This is a genomic window from Pseudomonas sp. MWU13-2105 (assembly GCF_023242315.1).
In the GTDB taxonomy this organism is placed as follows: domain Bacteria; phylum Pseudomonadota; class Gammaproteobacteria; order Pseudomonadales; family Pseudomonadaceae; genus Aquipseudomonas.
The window spans coordinates 20,537-33,896 of the sequence record NZ_JALLIY010000021.1; the positions used below are offsets into that span (position 1 = coordinate 20,537).

A 13,360-nucleotide genomic window follows, 5' to 3' on the forward strand; every position below is an offset into this window, starting at 1 on the left:
CAAAAATTCCCTATCTGAATGAGGCCTGCTGCGAAGGTTTTATAATGGTGATGGGCATTTCATCCCAAGTCCGCCCTCTGTACTCTCTACCATTATCCTTTTTAGACCTTTTTGTATTATCTTTCCCCCACGCCCCCCACTGCTTGAAGAAAAACGCCGTATCGCTTATTAAGCATTGCTCGTAAATTTCGTCAATCCAGTGTTCCTTGATAGGCCGTGCGGATCGACCACTTTCACCGCCAACGATAGCCCAATCTATTTTGCTTAAGTCGACATCCGCTACGGAGTCAATCAATGGCTCAAAAGATATGAATCTTATAGCTGCTGGAACCTTGCGGAGGCTGTCGATGCGATGTAATACATCCGCGTTTTCGACACTTGTGCCGATCCAAACGTTTGGAAGAACATCCTTGATTTTTTTGGAGATTATCTCTTTCATACGATCAGGTCGCTTCGTCAAAATTTGGTAGCTATGGCGCGGGGTTTCGCGCATAACTTTCCACACACGCAAAATAAATTCATCGCTGACCTGGTCATGAAACAAATCACTCATAGAATTCACGAAGATTTTTCGAGGTTTTTTCCATGAGTATGGTATCGCCAGTGATTTCTCGTCCTCTCTGACCACTCCATTCCAAACAGTTCGCTTCCCTGTTTGCCTAGTAAGTCCGGCGTATTTTTCAACATGCATGGACTCAAGTCGCTTCGCCATTTCCATGGCATAGCAATTTTTGCATCCATCGCTAATGATTGAACAGCCTGCTACAGGGTTCCATGTGGAATCTGTCCACTCGATTTGGGTTTCAGCCATTTCTACACCTGTGCGATCGCTTCAACATCTGACCAACGGCGATTGCGTAACCGCCGCCTTGGAAGTTCTTTTCTAACCAATTTCGAGAGTATTATGCCCAAAAATATCAGAGTCTCGAAACTTATTCTTGACTTGCTTCCGGTGCCTATATGCATACGATTGGCTTCTTTTGACCGGTAGCGGGAGAGTCTGTACCTCTACCCTTCGCGACTGACCGGTTTGGGTCGTGCACAATACGACCAAGTAATCCATCACTCCCTCCCTCTATCCCTGAAAAATATCAAAACCCTACGCCATACTGCCGCCAGCAGGACACTTAACGCAATAGCAATCCGCCACCATCTAGTGTTTTCGCCTTGCGATTCATTGAACGAAAACGTTGCACCCGGATTTGTTTCACTCGGTACATCGAGTAACTCTTGGCTAACGGCCAAAGCTAGAAGTATTTTTAAGCTATTTTGGCGGGGTGCCCAGCACTGAAATTTTACCCTAGCCCCCGCCATGGCTGCTTGCACCAAAGGTAGAGCGAAGTAATGTCAAATTGGTGCAAACGCACACAAAAAGCAGAGAAGGGGGAGGATTACAAACATAAAAAAGCCCAACCTTCTCAGATTGGGCTTTTTCAAAAATATGGTCGGGACGGAGTGATTCGAACACTCGACCCCTAGCACCCCATGCTAGTGCGCTACCGGACTGCGCTACGCCCCGACTAGGCGTGAAACTGGGTTTTGCTTCTTGTGGAAGCGAGGAGAAATATACCGCAAGCGTTTGAAATGTCAAAGTATTTTAAAACCTTGAATCACTTCTTCAGCACCACCAGCACATCCTCCAGCTCCGAGATCATCTGGCGGATCAGTTGCTTGTACTGGGTGCTGTCATCCTTGGCCTCATCGCCGGAGAGACGCAGACGCGCCCCGCCGATGGTGAACCCCTGGTCGTACAGCAACGCGCGAATCTGCCGGATCATCAGCACGTCATGGCGCTGATAATATCGGCGATTGCCACCACGCTTGGCGGGGTTGAGTTGAGGAAACTCCTGCTCCCAGTAACGCAGCACGTGCGGTTTTACCGCACACAGCTCGCTGACTTCACCAATGGTGAAGTAGCGTTTGCCTGGAATCGGCGGAAGCTCGTCGTTATGACTTGGTTCCAGCATAGGCCTCAACTCGGGCTTTCAACTTCTGCCCTGGACGAAAGGTGACCACACGGCGAGCCGTGATCGGGATTTCCTCTCCCGTTTTTGGATTGCGGCCAGGCCGCTGGCGTTTGTCCCGCAAGTCAAAATTGCCAAAACCCGACAGTTTGACCTGCTCGTTATCTTCGAGAGCGTGTCTGATTTCTTCAAAAAACAGTTCGACCAATTCCTTGGCCTCCCGTTTGTTCAGACCCAATTCCTCGTAGAGACGTTCCGCCATTTCAGCTTTCGTCAGAGCCCCCATACGTCACTTCCTTAGCGTGGCGTTCAACCTGGTTTCAAGCGAGGTGAGGATGTTTTGCGTCGTGGAATTCACCTCATCGTCATTAAGAGTGCGCGATGGATGCTGCCAGGTCAAGCCAACTGCAAGGCTTTTTCTATGCGGATCAATGCCTTTACCCTCATAGACGTCAAAGAGCCTGAGCTCTGTGAGCCATTCGCCTGCATTTTCACGGATTACGTCCAATACCGCGCTGGCCGCCACGCCCTTGTCCGCCAGCAACGCGAGGTCACGACGCACTTCAGGAAAACGCGACAATTCGCTGAATTTAGGCATTTTCCCCAACGCAACTTCAGCCAGCACCAGCTCGAAAACGAAGACCGGACGGTCGAGACCGAGGGTTTTCGACAATTCCGGGTGGATTGCGCCGACGAAACCGACCAGGCGCCCTTCGCGCTCGATGCGCGCGGTCTGACCCGGGTGCAACGCCGGATGCTTGCCCGGCACGAAGCTGAACGAATCCAGCGCACCGGCAAAGCCCAGCAGCGCTTCCACATCAGCCTTGACGTCGAAGAAGTCGACGACATCGCGCCCTTGTGCCCAGCCTTCCGGCAGACGGCTGCCACAAACCACACCAGCGAGCATCGGCTCTTGCTTCAGGCCTTCCAACTGACCGACGAAACGCAGGCCGCTTTCGAACAGACGCACGCGAGCCTGCTGACGGTTCAGGTTGTGCTGCAACGCCTTGACCAGACCCGGCCACAGTGACGAGCGCATGGCCGCCATGTCGTTGGAGATCGGGTTGGCCAACAGCAGCGGCTCGACGCCCGGATTGAACAGTTCGAACTGTTTCGGATCGATGAAGCTGTAGGTGATCGCTTCCTGGTAACCACGAGCCACCAGCAGACGACGCAGCTCAGGCAGGTCGCTACGGGCTTCGGCCTTGGCTTGCGGCGCCAGGCGGGCTTGCGGGTAACGGACCGGCAGACGGTTGTAGCCGTACAGACGGGCCAGTTCTTCGATCAGGTCGACTTCCAGGCTGATATCAAAGCGATGGCTGGGCACATCAACACGCCACTGCCCTGCTCCACTCGCGGAAACACCCAGGCCCAGGCCGGTCAGCAGACGCTCGACCTCAGCCGCCTCCATCTCCATGCCGAGCATCTGGGTGATGCGTTCGGCACGCAGGGTCACCGGTGCCACGGCAGGCAGGTGCGCCGCGCTGACGGTCTCGACGATCGGGCCGGCTTCGCCACCGGTGATTTCCAGCAGCAGGCCAGTGGCGCGCTCCATGGCTTCACGGGCCAGTTGCCAGTCCACGCCACGCTCGTAGCGGTGCGAGGCATCGGTGTGCAGGCCGTAGGAACGGGCCTTGCCAGCGACGGCGATCTGGTCGAAGAACGCGCTTTCCAGGAAGATGTCGCGAGTGGTCGCGGTGTTCACGCCACTGTGCTCGCCACCCATCACGCCGGCAATCGCCAGGGCGCGAGTGTGGTCGGCAATCACCAGGGTATCGCTACGCAGGGTGACTTCCTGGCCGTCGAGCAGCACCAGCTTCTCGCCCTCTTCGGCCATGCGCACGCGGATGCCGCCGTTGATTTCGGCAAGGTCGAAGGCGTGCAGCGGCTGGCCCAGCTCGATCATCACGTAGTTGGTGATGTCCACGGCGGCGTCGATGCTGCGCACGTCGGAACGACGCAGGCGCTCGACCATCCACAGCGGGGTCGGCTTCGACAGGTCGACGTTACGGATAACCCGCCCCAGGTAACGCGGGCAGGCGGCCGGGGCCAAGACTTCGATCGAACGGACATCGTCGTGCACGGCAGGCACCACCGCTACCACCGGGCGCTCGACCGGAGTGGCATACAGCGCGCCGACTTCACGGGCCAGACCCGCCAGGGACAGGCAGTCGCCACGGTTCGGGGTCAGGTCGACCTCGATGCTCGCGTCGTCCAGATCCAGGTAGTCACGGATGTCCATGCCCACCGGCGCGTCAGCCGCCAGCTCCATCAGGCCATCGTTGCCTTCGCCGATCTGCAGCTCGGCCTGCGAACAGAGCATGCCGTTGGACTCGACGCCACGCAGCTTGGCTTTCTTGATCTTGAAGTCGCCAGGCAGTTCGGCACCGATCATCGCGAACGGGATCTTCAGGCCCGGGCGCACATTCGGCGCGCCGCAGACGACCTGGAAGGTCTCGGAACCGTTGCTGACCTGGCACACCCGCAGCTTGTCGGCATCCGGGTGCTGTTCGGTGCTGAACACTTCACCGACGATCACGCCGCTGAATTCGCCAGCGGCCGGCGTGACGCTATCGACCTCAAGGCCGGCCATCGACAGACGAGCCACCAGCTCGTCGCGGCTCACCAGCGGGCTTACCCAACTGCGCAGCCATTGTTCACTGAATTTCATCCTGCTCTCCTAATAGATTCGTTACGGGCCGCGACCTAGCGAAATTGCTCGAGGAACCGCAAATCGTTGTCGAAGAACAGGCGCAAGTCATTCACGCCGTAACGCAGCATGGCCAGACGCTCGGCGCCCATGCCGAAGGCAAAGCCCTGGAATTCTTCCGGGTCGATCCCGGACATGCGCAGCACGTTGGGGTGGACCATGCCGCAGCCCATGACTTCCAGCCAACCGGTCTGCTTGCAGACGCGGCAGCCTTTACCACTGCACATCACGCATTCCATGTCGACTTCAGCGGATGGCTCGGTAAACGGGAAGTAGGAAGGACGGAAGCGCACCGCCAGTTCCTTCTCGAAGAACACCCGCAGGAACTCTTCGATGGTGCCCTTGAGGTCGGCAAAATTGATGTCGCGATCGATCAGCAGACCTTCGACCTGGTGGAACATCGGCGAGTGGGTAATATCCGAGTCGCTACGGTACACACGGCCTGGGCAGACGATGCGGATCGGCGGTCGTTTCGACTCCATGGTGCGGACCTGGACCGGCGAGGTATGGGTGCGCAGCAACATGTTGGCGTTGAAATAGAAGGTGTCATGCATCGACCGGGCCGGGTGATGGCCTGGGATGTTGAGCGCTTCGAAGTTGTGGTAATCGTCTTCCACCTCGGGCCCTTCGGCGATGCCGTAGCCGATGTGGGTGAAAAATTGCTCGATCCGTTCCAGAGTCCGGGTGACCGGATGCAGACCACCGGAGGTCTGGCCACGGCCAGGCAGGGTCACGTCAATCGACTCGGCGGCGAGCTTGGCGGTCAGATCCGCCTCATCGAACAACGCCTTGCGCGCATTGAGAACCTCTGTGACACGCTCCTTGGCAACGTTGATCAGCGCACCGACCTGCGGTCGCTCTTCGGCCGGCAAGCTGCCCAGGGTCTTCATCACCTGAGTCAATTCACCTTTCTTGCCAAGGTATTGAACCCGGATTTGCTCCAGGGCATTGATATCTTCAGCGCTTTGCACAGCCTCGAGAGCTTGAGAGACCAGCGCGTCCAGGTTTTCCATGTACAGACTCCAGATACGAAATAGGGGAAGAGCTTGAAGGCTCTTCCCCTATTTATGACGTTTAACACCGGACCCCACAAAGGCAGGGCCTGGTGATTGTCGGGGGGTACTTAAGCCAAGGTGGCTTTAGCTTTCTCGACAATCGCAGCAAACGCCGCTTTTTCGTTCACTGCCAGATCAGCCAGAACCTTACGGTCGATCTCGATGGACGCTTTTTTCAGGCCAGCGATGAAACGGCTGTAGGACAGACCGTTAACACGTGCACCAGCGTTGATACGAGCGATCCACAGAGCGCGGAACTGACGTTTTTTCTGACGACGGTCGCGGTAGGCGTATTGGCCTGCCTTGATGACCGCTTGCTTGGCAACACGGAATACGCGCGAGCGTGCACCGTAGTAGCCTTTTGCAAGTTTCAGAATCTTTTTGTGACGCTTACGGGCAATGACGCCACGCTTTACACGAGCCATGAGTTACTTCCTCTATTCTTGATCCAAAATTAACGAAGGCGCAGCATGCGCTCGACTTTTGCCACGTCAGACGGATGCAGCAAGCTGCTACCGCGCAGTTGACGCTTACGCTTGGTCGACATTTTGGTCAGGATGTGGCTCTTGAAAGCGTGTTTGTGCTTGATGCCGTTAGCAGTTTTCAGAAACCGCTTGGCAGCACCACTCTTAGTTTTCATCTTTGGCATGTTCGGATACTCCGCATTCAGTTGATAAACATAACCGCAAGGCCTGCCGTGCCCTGGTGGTTACTTCTTCTTTTTCGGGGCGATGACCATAATAAGCTGGCGTCCTTCCATCTTAGGATGCTGTTCGACCGAACCGTACTCGAGCAGGTCACCTTCAACCCGCTTGAGGAGTTCCATCCCCAGCTCCTGGTGGGCCATCTCACGACCGCGGAATCTCAAGGAAACCTTGGCCCTGTCCCCATCACTCAGGAAACGTACCAGGTTGCGCAGTTTTACCTGGTAATCCCCTTCCTCCGTCCCTGGACGAAACTTGATTTCTTTAACCTGCACTTGCTTCTGGTTTTTCTTCGCAGCAGCAATTTGCTTTTTCTTTTCGAAAATCGATTTGCCGTAGTCCATCACCCGGCAGACGGGTGGCACTGCATCGGCGGAAATCTCCACCAGATCCAGCTTGGCTTCTTCGGCAATCCGAAGCGCTTCATCAATCGAGACGATGCCAATCTGCTCGCCATCAGCGCCAATTAACCGAACCTCGCGTGCCGAGATATTCTCGTTGATCGGGGCCTTCGGTGCAGCTCGTTTATCTTGTCTCATTTCACGCTTAATAGTAATTACTCCGAATCTGGGCGACCACGCCGGGAAACCGCTTGCGCGAGGAACTCGGCGAACTGGGCGACGGGCATCGAGCCCAGGTCAGCACCTTCACGAGTACGCACAGCGACAGTCTGCATCTCGACTTCCCGATCTCCGATAACCAAAAGATAGGGAACCTTGAGCAAAGTATGCTCGCGGATTTTAAAGCCGATCTTTTCATTTCTCAAGTCGGACTTGGCACGAAATCCGCTTTCGGCCAGAGTTTTTTCCACTTCGAGGGCAAAATCAGCCTGCTTGTCCGTGATATTCATGATCACGGCCTGGGTTGGCGCCAGCCACGCAGGGAACGCGCCTTCGTAGTGTTCGATCAGAATTCCGACGAACCGCTCGAAGGAGCCGAGGATCGCCCGGTGCAGCATCACCGGGTGCTTGCGGCTGTTGTCTTCGGACACGTATTCGGCGCCCAGACGGATCGGCAGGTTGAAATCGAGCTGCAGGGTACCACACTGCCACACGCGACCGAGACAGTCCTTGAGCGAAAACTCGATTTTCGGACCGTAGAAGGCGCCCTCGCCCGGCTGCAGGTCGTACGGCAGGCCGGCGCTGTCGAGCGCAGCGGCCAGCGCGCTTTCGGCGCGATCCCACAGTTCGTCGGAACCCACGCGCTTTTCCGGACGGGTGGACAGCTTCATTTCGATGTCTTTGAAGCCGAAGTCGGCGTAGACCGCCATGGTCAGCTTGATGAACGCCGCGGATTCAGCCTGCATCTGCTCTTCGGTGCAGAAGATGTGGGCGTCGTCCTGGGTGAAGGCGCGCACGCGCATGATGCCGTGCAGCGCACCCGATGGCTCGTTGCGGTGGCAGGCACCGAACTCGGCCAGGCGCATTGGCAGCTCGCGGTAGCTCTTCAGGCCCTGGTTGAACACCTGCACGTGGCATGGGCAGTTCATCGGCTTAATGGCGTAGTCGCGGCTTTCCGACTCGGTGGTGAACATGTTTTCGGCGTAGTTGGCCCAGTGCCCGGATTTCTCCCACAGGGAGCGATCGACCACTTGCGGGGTCTTGATCTCCAGGTAGCCGTTTTCACGCTGCACCTTGCGCATGTACTGCTCGAGCACCTGGTACAGGGTCCAGCCATTGGGGTGCCAGAACACCATGCCCGGCGCTTCTTCCTGGGTATGGAACAGGCCCAGGCGCTTGCCGATCTTGCGATGGTCGCGTTTTTCCGCTTCTTCGATGCGCAGGACGTAGGCGGCCAGTTGCTTCTTGTCCGCCCAGGCGGTGCCGTAGACGCGCTGCAGTTGCTCGTTCTTGGCATCGCCGCGCCAGTAGGCGCCGGAAAGCTTGGTCAGCTTGAAGGATTTCAGGAAGCGTGTGTTCGGCACGTGCGGACCGCGACACATGTCGACGTATTCTTCGTGATAGTACAGACCCATGGTCTGTTCGTTCGGCATGTCCTCGACCAGGCGCAGCTTGTAGTCTTCGCCACGCTGGGTGAACACGTCGATGACTTCGGCGCGCGGCGTGACCTTCTTGATCACGTCGTAGTCTTTCTCGATCAGCAGCTGCATGCGCTGCTCGATCGCGGCCAGGTCGTCCGGGGTGAACGGACGCTCATAGGCGATATCGTAGTAAAAACCTTCATCGATGACCGGACCGATGACCATTTTCGCCGTCGGGTACAGCTGCTTGACCGCGTGGCCGACCAGATGCGCGCAAGAGTGGCGAATGATCTCCAGCCCCTCTTCGTCCTTGGGCGTGATGATTTGCAGGGTCGCGTCGCTGTCGATCAGGTCGCAGGCGTCGACCAGCTTGCCGTTGACCTTGCCGGCCACGGTGGCCTTGGCCAGGCCGGCACCAATGGAAGCGGCGACCTCGGCTACGGAAACCGGATGGTCGAACGAACGTTGACTGCCGTCGGGAAGAGTAATAGTGGGCATGGCGCCTCCTCTCCTAGTGGTGACCCCTACCAAAGGTCACGTGGGTTGGGATGAGCAGCCAGTACGCGATTCGTCCAGCCGTTTAATCAAAAACGCCTGCCGCACAGTGGCAGGAGCCGTAAGGCCAACCGGAAACGAACCAGAGTGACTGGAGTTCAAAAAAGGGTTGATGGCTTGATATCAAGCGCGAAACACGCCTGCGATACCGAAAATAGCCAGGTCGTGGATGCTAGCACAGATGAACGGTCATCGCCTCGTTCACAAACTGCTAAAGTCGCGGGGGTTTTGTGCCTTGGGTGAACTTGCCCCACGCGCCAGCCTCAAATATCCAGAATATCGCACCGTATCCACCCGTCTCCATGGAGTACCCGAACATGCGCCTGATCCACCTTTTCGCTTTTGCCGCCCCGCTCGCCCTGCTGCTGCCCCTGAGCGCACAGGCCGCCTGGCCGGCCGGCGCCAAAGCCAGCTACATGAAAGACTGCGTTGGCGCGGCCAGCCAGAGCGTCAACCCCACCATCGCCAAGCAGCACTGCACCTGCGGCGCCGATGTCCTGGAGAAGAAATTCACCACCGAGGAAATCACCCAGTTGATGAACAGCAAAACGATGCCACCGGCAGAGCTGCGGACCCGCGCCCTGAACGAAATCGCCGTCTGCAAGGTGCAGAAGTAACTCGCAAGCATGGGGCTTTTGCCCCTCAAGCCAGGTGAAAAACGCCTGAAAAGGTGATTTTTATCAATATTTACGCAGCTTTTATGGGTTTTTTTAGGGGCTGTCGTTTCTAGTGAAAGCCTTTAAAACCGGGGCCTCCAGCCAATAAAACGACTGAAGAAAGCGCGACTGATTAGCAATCCGCCGCTAGGGGGGGCTCCCAAGTCGAACATTTCGACTATGATAGCCCAGTGTGCCCAGTTGGCCTGAGCAGCACAGTACTACTGAAAATATATGTTTCTTGGAGATACACCATGTCTAATCGCCAAACCGGCACCGTAAAATGGTTCAACGATGAAAAAGGCTTCGGCTTCATCACTCCTCAAGGTGGCGGTGACGACCTGTTCGTACACTTCAAAGCTATCGAAAGCGACGGTTTCAAAAGCCTGAAAGAAGGCCAGACCGTTTCCTTCGTGGCTGAGAAAGGCCAAAAGGGTATGCAAGCTGCACAGGTTCGTCCGGAGTAAGTTTTCCGCGAACTGAAAAAACCCCGTCCATGCGACGGGGTTTTTTATGTGCGCTACAAAAGCCCCAAGGCTTCAGCCGCAGTTGGCGCGAATGATTTTGCCGCTGCTGTCGGTGTTGAGGTTCAGGCGGTCCGAACGGTACTCCAGGGTCACCATGTCGTTAGGCCCCAGCACCCGTGCGCTCTGCGCGCCGCTGCGGCTGCGGGCCTGCTCCAGCAACGCGGCCGAGGCCGGCTGGCCGAGGGTGAAATCGGCGCCTTTGGCTTCGCAACGATCGTAGGTGGTCTGGGCGCCCGAGTCCTTGGCCGGCTGTTTAGCCGCGGATGACTCGGGGGTGGTGCAACCCGCCAGTACCGAGAGGGCGAACAGCGTCCCCAGGGATGCAAGCTTCCAAGGCATGAAGCCTCCTTTAAATAAAATAAGTAGAGTGCGTGCGACCGTGATTTGCGGCATTGGTTGCACGCCAGGTGCCAGATCAGCCGATTCCGACAGCCGCAGTCGACAAGTCTGCCTGACCTGTCCTGCGACTTCTGCGCGCAATCGTGACTGAATATGAACGAGCGACGCCGTTCAGTAGATATCGATGTAATCGAAGGGCGGGTTGGGCCAGTTCTGCTTCAGGGCATTGAACACCTGCATGACCCAGACCTCGTCGGCGGCCGCGACTTTGCCGACGTAGCCGGAGCCGGCCGCCCAGGTTTCCAGGCGGAACAGCAGGTCATCGATCTGCGCGCCGCCGACCACTCCCGAAGAGATGTACGCGATGCCCGAGCGGGTCACGCGCAACTGGGTGTGCACCTCGTCGCTGGCCGCCGCGAGCAGCTGGCGCACGGCGTCCTGGGTCAGGTTGTCGGGGTTGTTCAGATCGATTTGCATGGGATCACTTAAGGCGTGCCAGACGCTCTGTCAGCAAGTTGAAGAAGCCCTGCGCATCGCCATTCTCGACCCAGAACACGTTCTTGGGCTGTTTCAGGCCGTCGTACCAGTCGACGATGGTCTGGCCGAAGGTCGGGCCTTCACGGCTGTCGATCAGCATGTTGACCTGACGTCCGCTGAACAGCTCGGGCTTGAGCAGGTAGGCGATGACGGTGGCGTCATGTACCGGGCCGCCAGGAATACCGTAGTGTTCCATGTCGCCCTTGACGTATTCGTTGAGGATATCACCGACCACCTTGCTGGCGTTGTTGTTCAGCGCCGCGATCTGCTTCAGGCGCTCGTCGCTGGTGAGGATCTTGTGGGTCACGTCCAGCGGCAGGTAGGTCAGCTTGACGCCGCTCTTGAGCACCACTTCGGCGGCCTGCGGGTCGGCGAACAGGTTGAACTCGGCGACCGGGGTGATATTGCCGCCGTTGAAGTGCGCGCCGCCCATCACCACCACTTCCTTGATGCCCTGGGTGATCCCGGGATCCTGGATCAGCGCCAGCGCCAGGTTGGTCTGTGGCCCGAGCATGGCAATGGTGATGCTGTGGGGCTTGGCCGCGCGCAGGGTCTCGATCAGGTAGTTGACCGCATTGCCCTTGGCCAGGGGCGCCTTGGGTTCATGCACGGTGACGCCGGAGAGGCCTTCCTTGCCGTGGATATTCTCGGCATAGATCGGCGTGCGCAGCAGCGGCCTGGGCGCACCGGCATACACCGGCACCTCTTCGCGCCCGGCCCACTCGCGGGCCAGGCGGGCATTGCGCGAGGTCTTGTCCAGGCGTACGTTGCCGGCCACGGTGGTCAGCGCGCGGATCTGCAGCTCCTGCGGCGAGGCCAGGGCGAACAGCAGCGCCACCACGTCGTCGGCCCCCGGGTCGGTGTCGATGATCAGGTCGATTTTTTCCGCCGCCTGGGCGCCTGTAGCCGTGAGGAAGGACAAAATCAGCAGACTCCGGAACCAGCGTTGCAAGATCTGAGCATAGCGTTGCATAGCGCACTCCTTGTGCGAGAAAGAACAGTTAGAACGTCACGCCGGCCACCAGCACGACGTTGCAGTAGGGCTGGCATTCGCCGGTGCGCACGACAGCCCGGGCCTTGCGGCTGAGCATTTTGAATGCTTCATGGCTGAGCAACCGGCGCTGCCCCAGGGCGCCCTCGGCATTCAACGTGTCGAGCTGCTCCAGGGCCGGCGGCTGCTTGAGCAGGATTTCCTCGGCCAGCACATGGCTCTCCACCTGCATTTCACTGAGCACCGTGCGCAGGGTGCTGACAAAGTCGGGGATCCCGTGGGTCAGGGCCAGGTCGATCAGCTCCACGCCCGGCGGTACCGGCAGGCCGGCGTCGCCGATCACCAGCATGTCGCCGTGGCCGAGGGACGCGATCAGGCGCGACAGGGCGATATTGAGCAAGGGTGTTTTTTTCATGGCGATTGGAAACCTTGTACGTCGGACAAGTGGGGAATGGAGGGTTGGGCACCGGCACGGGTCACCGACAGCGCCGCCGCGACCTGGCCGAAGCGAATCGCCTCGACCTCGCTTTGCCCTCGGGCCAGCGCCGCGGCGAAACCGCCGACAAAGGTGTCGCCGGCCGCCGTGGTGTCGATGGCCTTGACCTTGGGCGCCGGGAAATGCGCGGAACCCTGGCTATCGGCGAACAGCAAGCCCTGGGCGCCCAGGGTGACGATCACCTTCCCTGCCCCGGCGGCCATCAGTCGGCTGGCGGCCGCCTCGGCACTCGCCAGGGAGTCCACGGGCAGGCCGCTCAGGGCCGAGGCTTCGCTTTCATTGGGAATCAGGTAGTCGATCGAGGCGTACCAGTCGACCGGCAGCGGCGCGCTGGCCGGCGCCGGGTTGAGGATCACGATCTTGCCCAGCTCGCGCCCGCGCTTGAGCGTGTAGCCGACGGTTTCCATCGGCACTTCCAGCTGGCAGATGATCACATCCGCATCCTGCAGCACCGCATCGAAGCCCTTGAGCACCTCGGGAGAGAGACAACCGTTGCCGCCGGCGACAATCACAATGGCATTCTGGCTGTTGTCATCGACGACAATCAGCGCCACGCCACTGGACACGCCCGGGGCGACCGTGACCGCCTGGCAATCGATGCCCTCCGCCAGCAGCGCATCGCGCAGTTGCGCACCGTAGGCATCGTCACCGACGCAGCCGATCATCGATACCGTGGCGCCCAGGCGCGCGGCGGCCACGGCCTGGTTCGCGCCCTTGCCGCCGGACACCGTGGCGAACGACCGGCCCACCAGGGTCTCCCCCGCTCGCGGCAAACGTTCGGCACGGGTGACCAGATCCATGTTGAGGCTGCCCACCACCACTACTTTTGCTTGCATACATCAGTA

The 13,360-nt window shown here is 58.5% G+C and carries 16 protein-coding genes and 1 tRNA gene; 2 read left to right on the forward strand and 15 right to left on the reverse strand.

Annotated elements, in window-relative coordinates; translation table 11 throughout:
* Window positions 1-10: 10 nt before the first annotated feature.
* From M5B96_RS26610 to thrS, 10 genes are all read right to left on the reverse strand, one after another.
* A complete protein-coding gene (locus M5B96_RS26610; protein ID WP_248799960.1) occupies window positions 11-811 on the reverse strand; it encodes a DUF5131 family protein in 801 nt (266 codons plus the stop codon).
* A gap of 631 nt (window positions 812-1,442) precedes the next feature.
* A tRNA-Pro gene (locus tag M5B96_RS26615) sits at window positions 1,443-1,519 on the reverse strand.
* Window positions 1,520-1,610: 91 nt separating this feature from the next.
* Window positions 1,611-1,967, reverse strand: coding sequence for a MerR family transcriptional regulator (locus M5B96_RS26620; RefSeq protein WP_017128239.1), 357 nt, complete (start codon window positions 1,965-1,967; stop codon window positions 1,611-1,613).
* A complete protein-coding gene (gene ihfA, locus M5B96_RS26625; protein WP_002553164.1) occupies window positions 1,948-2,250 on the reverse strand; it encodes an integration host factor subunit alpha in 303 nt (100 codons plus the stop codon). The genes M5B96_RS26620 and ihfA overlap by 20 nt, the downstream gene beginning before the upstream one ends.
* A 3-nt stretch (window positions 2,251-2,253) precedes the next feature.
* A complete protein-coding gene (gene pheT, locus M5B96_RS26630; RefSeq protein WP_191486765.1) occupies window positions 2,254-4,635 on the reverse strand; it encodes a phenylalanine--tRNA ligase subunit beta in 2,382 nt (793 codons plus the stop codon).
* Between the two features lie 35 nt (window positions 4,636-4,670).
* Window positions 4,671-5,687, reverse strand: a complete 1,017-nt coding sequence (pheS, locus tag M5B96_RS26635) for a phenylalanine--tRNA ligase subunit alpha (RefSeq protein WP_248799961.1) — start codon at window positions 5,685-5,687, stop codon at window positions 4,671-4,673.
* Window positions 5,688-5,797: 110 nt separating this feature from the next.
* Entirely contained in the window at window positions 5,798-6,154 is a 357-nt protein-coding gene (gene rplT, locus M5B96_RS26640) for a 50S ribosomal protein L20 (protein ID WP_002553161.1), read from the reverse strand.
* A gap of 29 nt (window positions 6,155-6,183) precedes the next feature.
* A complete protein-coding gene (gene rpmI, locus M5B96_RS26645; RefSeq protein ID WP_002553160.1) occupies window positions 6,184-6,378 on the reverse strand; it encodes a 50S ribosomal protein L35 in 195 nt (64 codons plus the stop codon).
* 60 nt (window positions 6,379-6,438) lie between these two features.
* A complete protein-coding gene (gene infC / locus M5B96_RS26650) occupies window positions 6,439-6,990 on the reverse strand; it encodes a translation initiation factor IF-3 (protein WP_177103717.1) in 552 nt (183 codons plus the stop codon).
* Complete coding sequence (thrS, locus tag M5B96_RS26655; RefSeq protein WP_248799962.1) at window positions 6,990-8,912, reverse strand: threonine--tRNA ligase; 1,923 nt, start codon at window positions 8,910-8,912, stop codon at window positions 6,990-6,992. The genes infC and thrS overlap by 1 nt, the downstream gene beginning before the upstream one ends.
* A gap of 374 nt (window positions 8,913-9,286) precedes the next feature.
* On the opposite strand from thrS, the gene M5B96_RS26660 reads away from it, so the two are divergent.
* Both M5B96_RS26660 and M5B96_RS26665 read left to right on the forward strand, forming a co-directional pair.
* Window positions 9,287-9,586: a hypothetical protein gene (locus M5B96_RS26660; RefSeq protein ID WP_248799963.1), complete on the forward strand. Its 300-nt coding sequence runs from the start codon at window positions 9,287-9,289 to the stop codon at window positions 9,584-9,586.
* A 293-nt stretch (window positions 9,587-9,879) separates the two neighbouring features.
* Window positions 9,880-10,092, forward strand: coding sequence for a cold-shock protein (locus tag M5B96_RS26665; RefSeq protein ID WP_003179963.1), 213 nt, complete (start codon window positions 9,880-9,882; stop codon window positions 10,090-10,092).
* A gap of 72 nt (window positions 10,093-10,164) precedes the next feature.
* Here M5B96_RS26665 and M5B96_RS26670 read toward each other — a convergent pair whose 3' ends face one another.
* The 5 genes from M5B96_RS26670 to rbsK all read right to left on the reverse strand — a co-directional run bounded on the left by M5B96_RS26670 (window position 10,165) and on the right by rbsK (window position 13,351).
* Window positions 10,165-10,491, reverse strand: a complete 327-nt coding sequence (locus tag M5B96_RS26670) for an I78 family peptidase inhibitor (protein ID WP_248799964.1) — start codon at window positions 10,489-10,491, stop codon at window positions 10,165-10,167.
* A gap of 171 nt (window positions 10,492-10,662) precedes the next feature.
* On the reverse strand, window positions 10,663-10,968 hold the full coding sequence (locus tag M5B96_RS26675; RefSeq protein WP_248799965.1) for a hypothetical protein: 306 nt from the start codon (window positions 10,966-10,968) through the stop codon (window positions 10,663-10,665).
* A gap of 4 nt (window positions 10,969-10,972) precedes the next feature.
* Window positions 10,973-12,001 carry a nucleoside hydrolase gene (locus tag M5B96_RS26680; protein WP_248799966.1) on the reverse strand — a complete coding sequence of 343 codons (1,029 nt, stop codon included), beginning with the start codon at window positions 11,999-12,001 and terminating at the stop codon, window positions 10,973-10,975.
* A gap of 28 nt (window positions 12,002-12,029) precedes the next feature.
* A complete protein-coding gene (rbsD, locus tag M5B96_RS26685; RefSeq protein ID WP_248799967.1) occupies window positions 12,030-12,434 on the reverse strand; it encodes a D-ribose pyranase in 405 nt (134 codons plus the stop codon).
* Window positions 12,431-13,351, reverse strand: a complete 921-nt coding sequence (gene rbsK, locus M5B96_RS26690; protein ID WP_248799968.1) for a ribokinase — start codon at window positions 13,349-13,351, stop codon at window positions 12,431-12,433. The genes rbsD and rbsK overlap by 4 nt, the downstream gene beginning before the upstream one ends.
* Window positions 13,352-13,360: the final 9 nt, after the last annotated feature.

Coding starts and splice junctions, on each gene's coding strand:
- M5B96_RS26610 (WP_248799960.1), bottom strand. CDS start 811: ATGGCTGAAACCCAAATCGAGTGGACAGATTCCACATGGAACCCTGTA.
- M5B96_RS26620 (WP_017128239.1), bottom strand. CDS start 1,967: ATGCTGGAACCAAGTCATAACGACGAGCTTCCGCCGATTCCAGGCAAA.
- ihfA (WP_002553164.1), bottom strand. CDS start 2,250: ATGGGGGCTCTGACGAAAGCTGAAATGGCGGAACGTCTCTACGAGGAA.
- pheT (WP_191486765.1), bottom strand. CDS start 4,635: ATGAAATTCAGTGAACAATGGCTGCGCAGTTGGGTAAGCCCGCTGGTG.
- pheS (WP_248799961.1), bottom strand. CDS start 5,687: ATGGAAAACCTGGACGCGCTGGTCTCTCAAGCTCTCGAGGCTGTGCAA.
- rplT (WP_002553161.1), bottom strand. CDS start 6,154: ATGGCTCGTGTAAAGCGTGGCGTCATTGCCCGTAAGCGTCACAAAAAG.
- rpmI (WP_002553160.1), bottom strand. CDS start 6,378: ATGCCAAAGATGAAAACTAAGAGTGGTGCTGCCAAGCGGTTTCTGAAA.
- thrS (WP_248799962.1), bottom strand. CDS start 8,912: ATGCCCACTATTACTCTTCCCGACGGCAGTCAACGTTCGTTCGACCAT.
- M5B96_RS26660 (WP_248799963.1), top strand. CDS start 9,287: ATGCGCCTGATCCACCTTTTCGCTTTTGCCGCCCCGCTCGCCCTGCTG.
- M5B96_RS26665 (WP_003179963.1), top strand. CDS start 9,880: ATGTCTAATCGCCAAACCGGCACCGTAAAATGGTTCAACGATGAAAAA.
- M5B96_RS26670 (WP_248799964.1), bottom strand. CDS start 10,491: ATGCCTTGGAAGCTTGCATCCCTGGGGACGCTGTTCGCCCTCTCGGTA.
- M5B96_RS26675 (WP_248799965.1), bottom strand. CDS start 10,968: ATGCAAATCGATCTGAACAACCCCGACAACCTGACCCAGGACGCCGTG.
- M5B96_RS26680 (WP_248799966.1), bottom strand. CDS start 12,001: ATGCAACGCTATGCTCAGATCTTGCAACGCTGGTTCCGGAGTCTGCTG.
- rbsD (WP_248799967.1), bottom strand. CDS start 12,434: ATGAAAAAAACACCCTTGCTCAATATCGCCCTGTCGCGCCTGATCGCG.
- rbsK (WP_248799968.1), bottom strand. CDS start 13,351: ATGCAAGCAAAAGTAGTGGTGGTGGGCAGCCTCAACATGGATCTGGTC.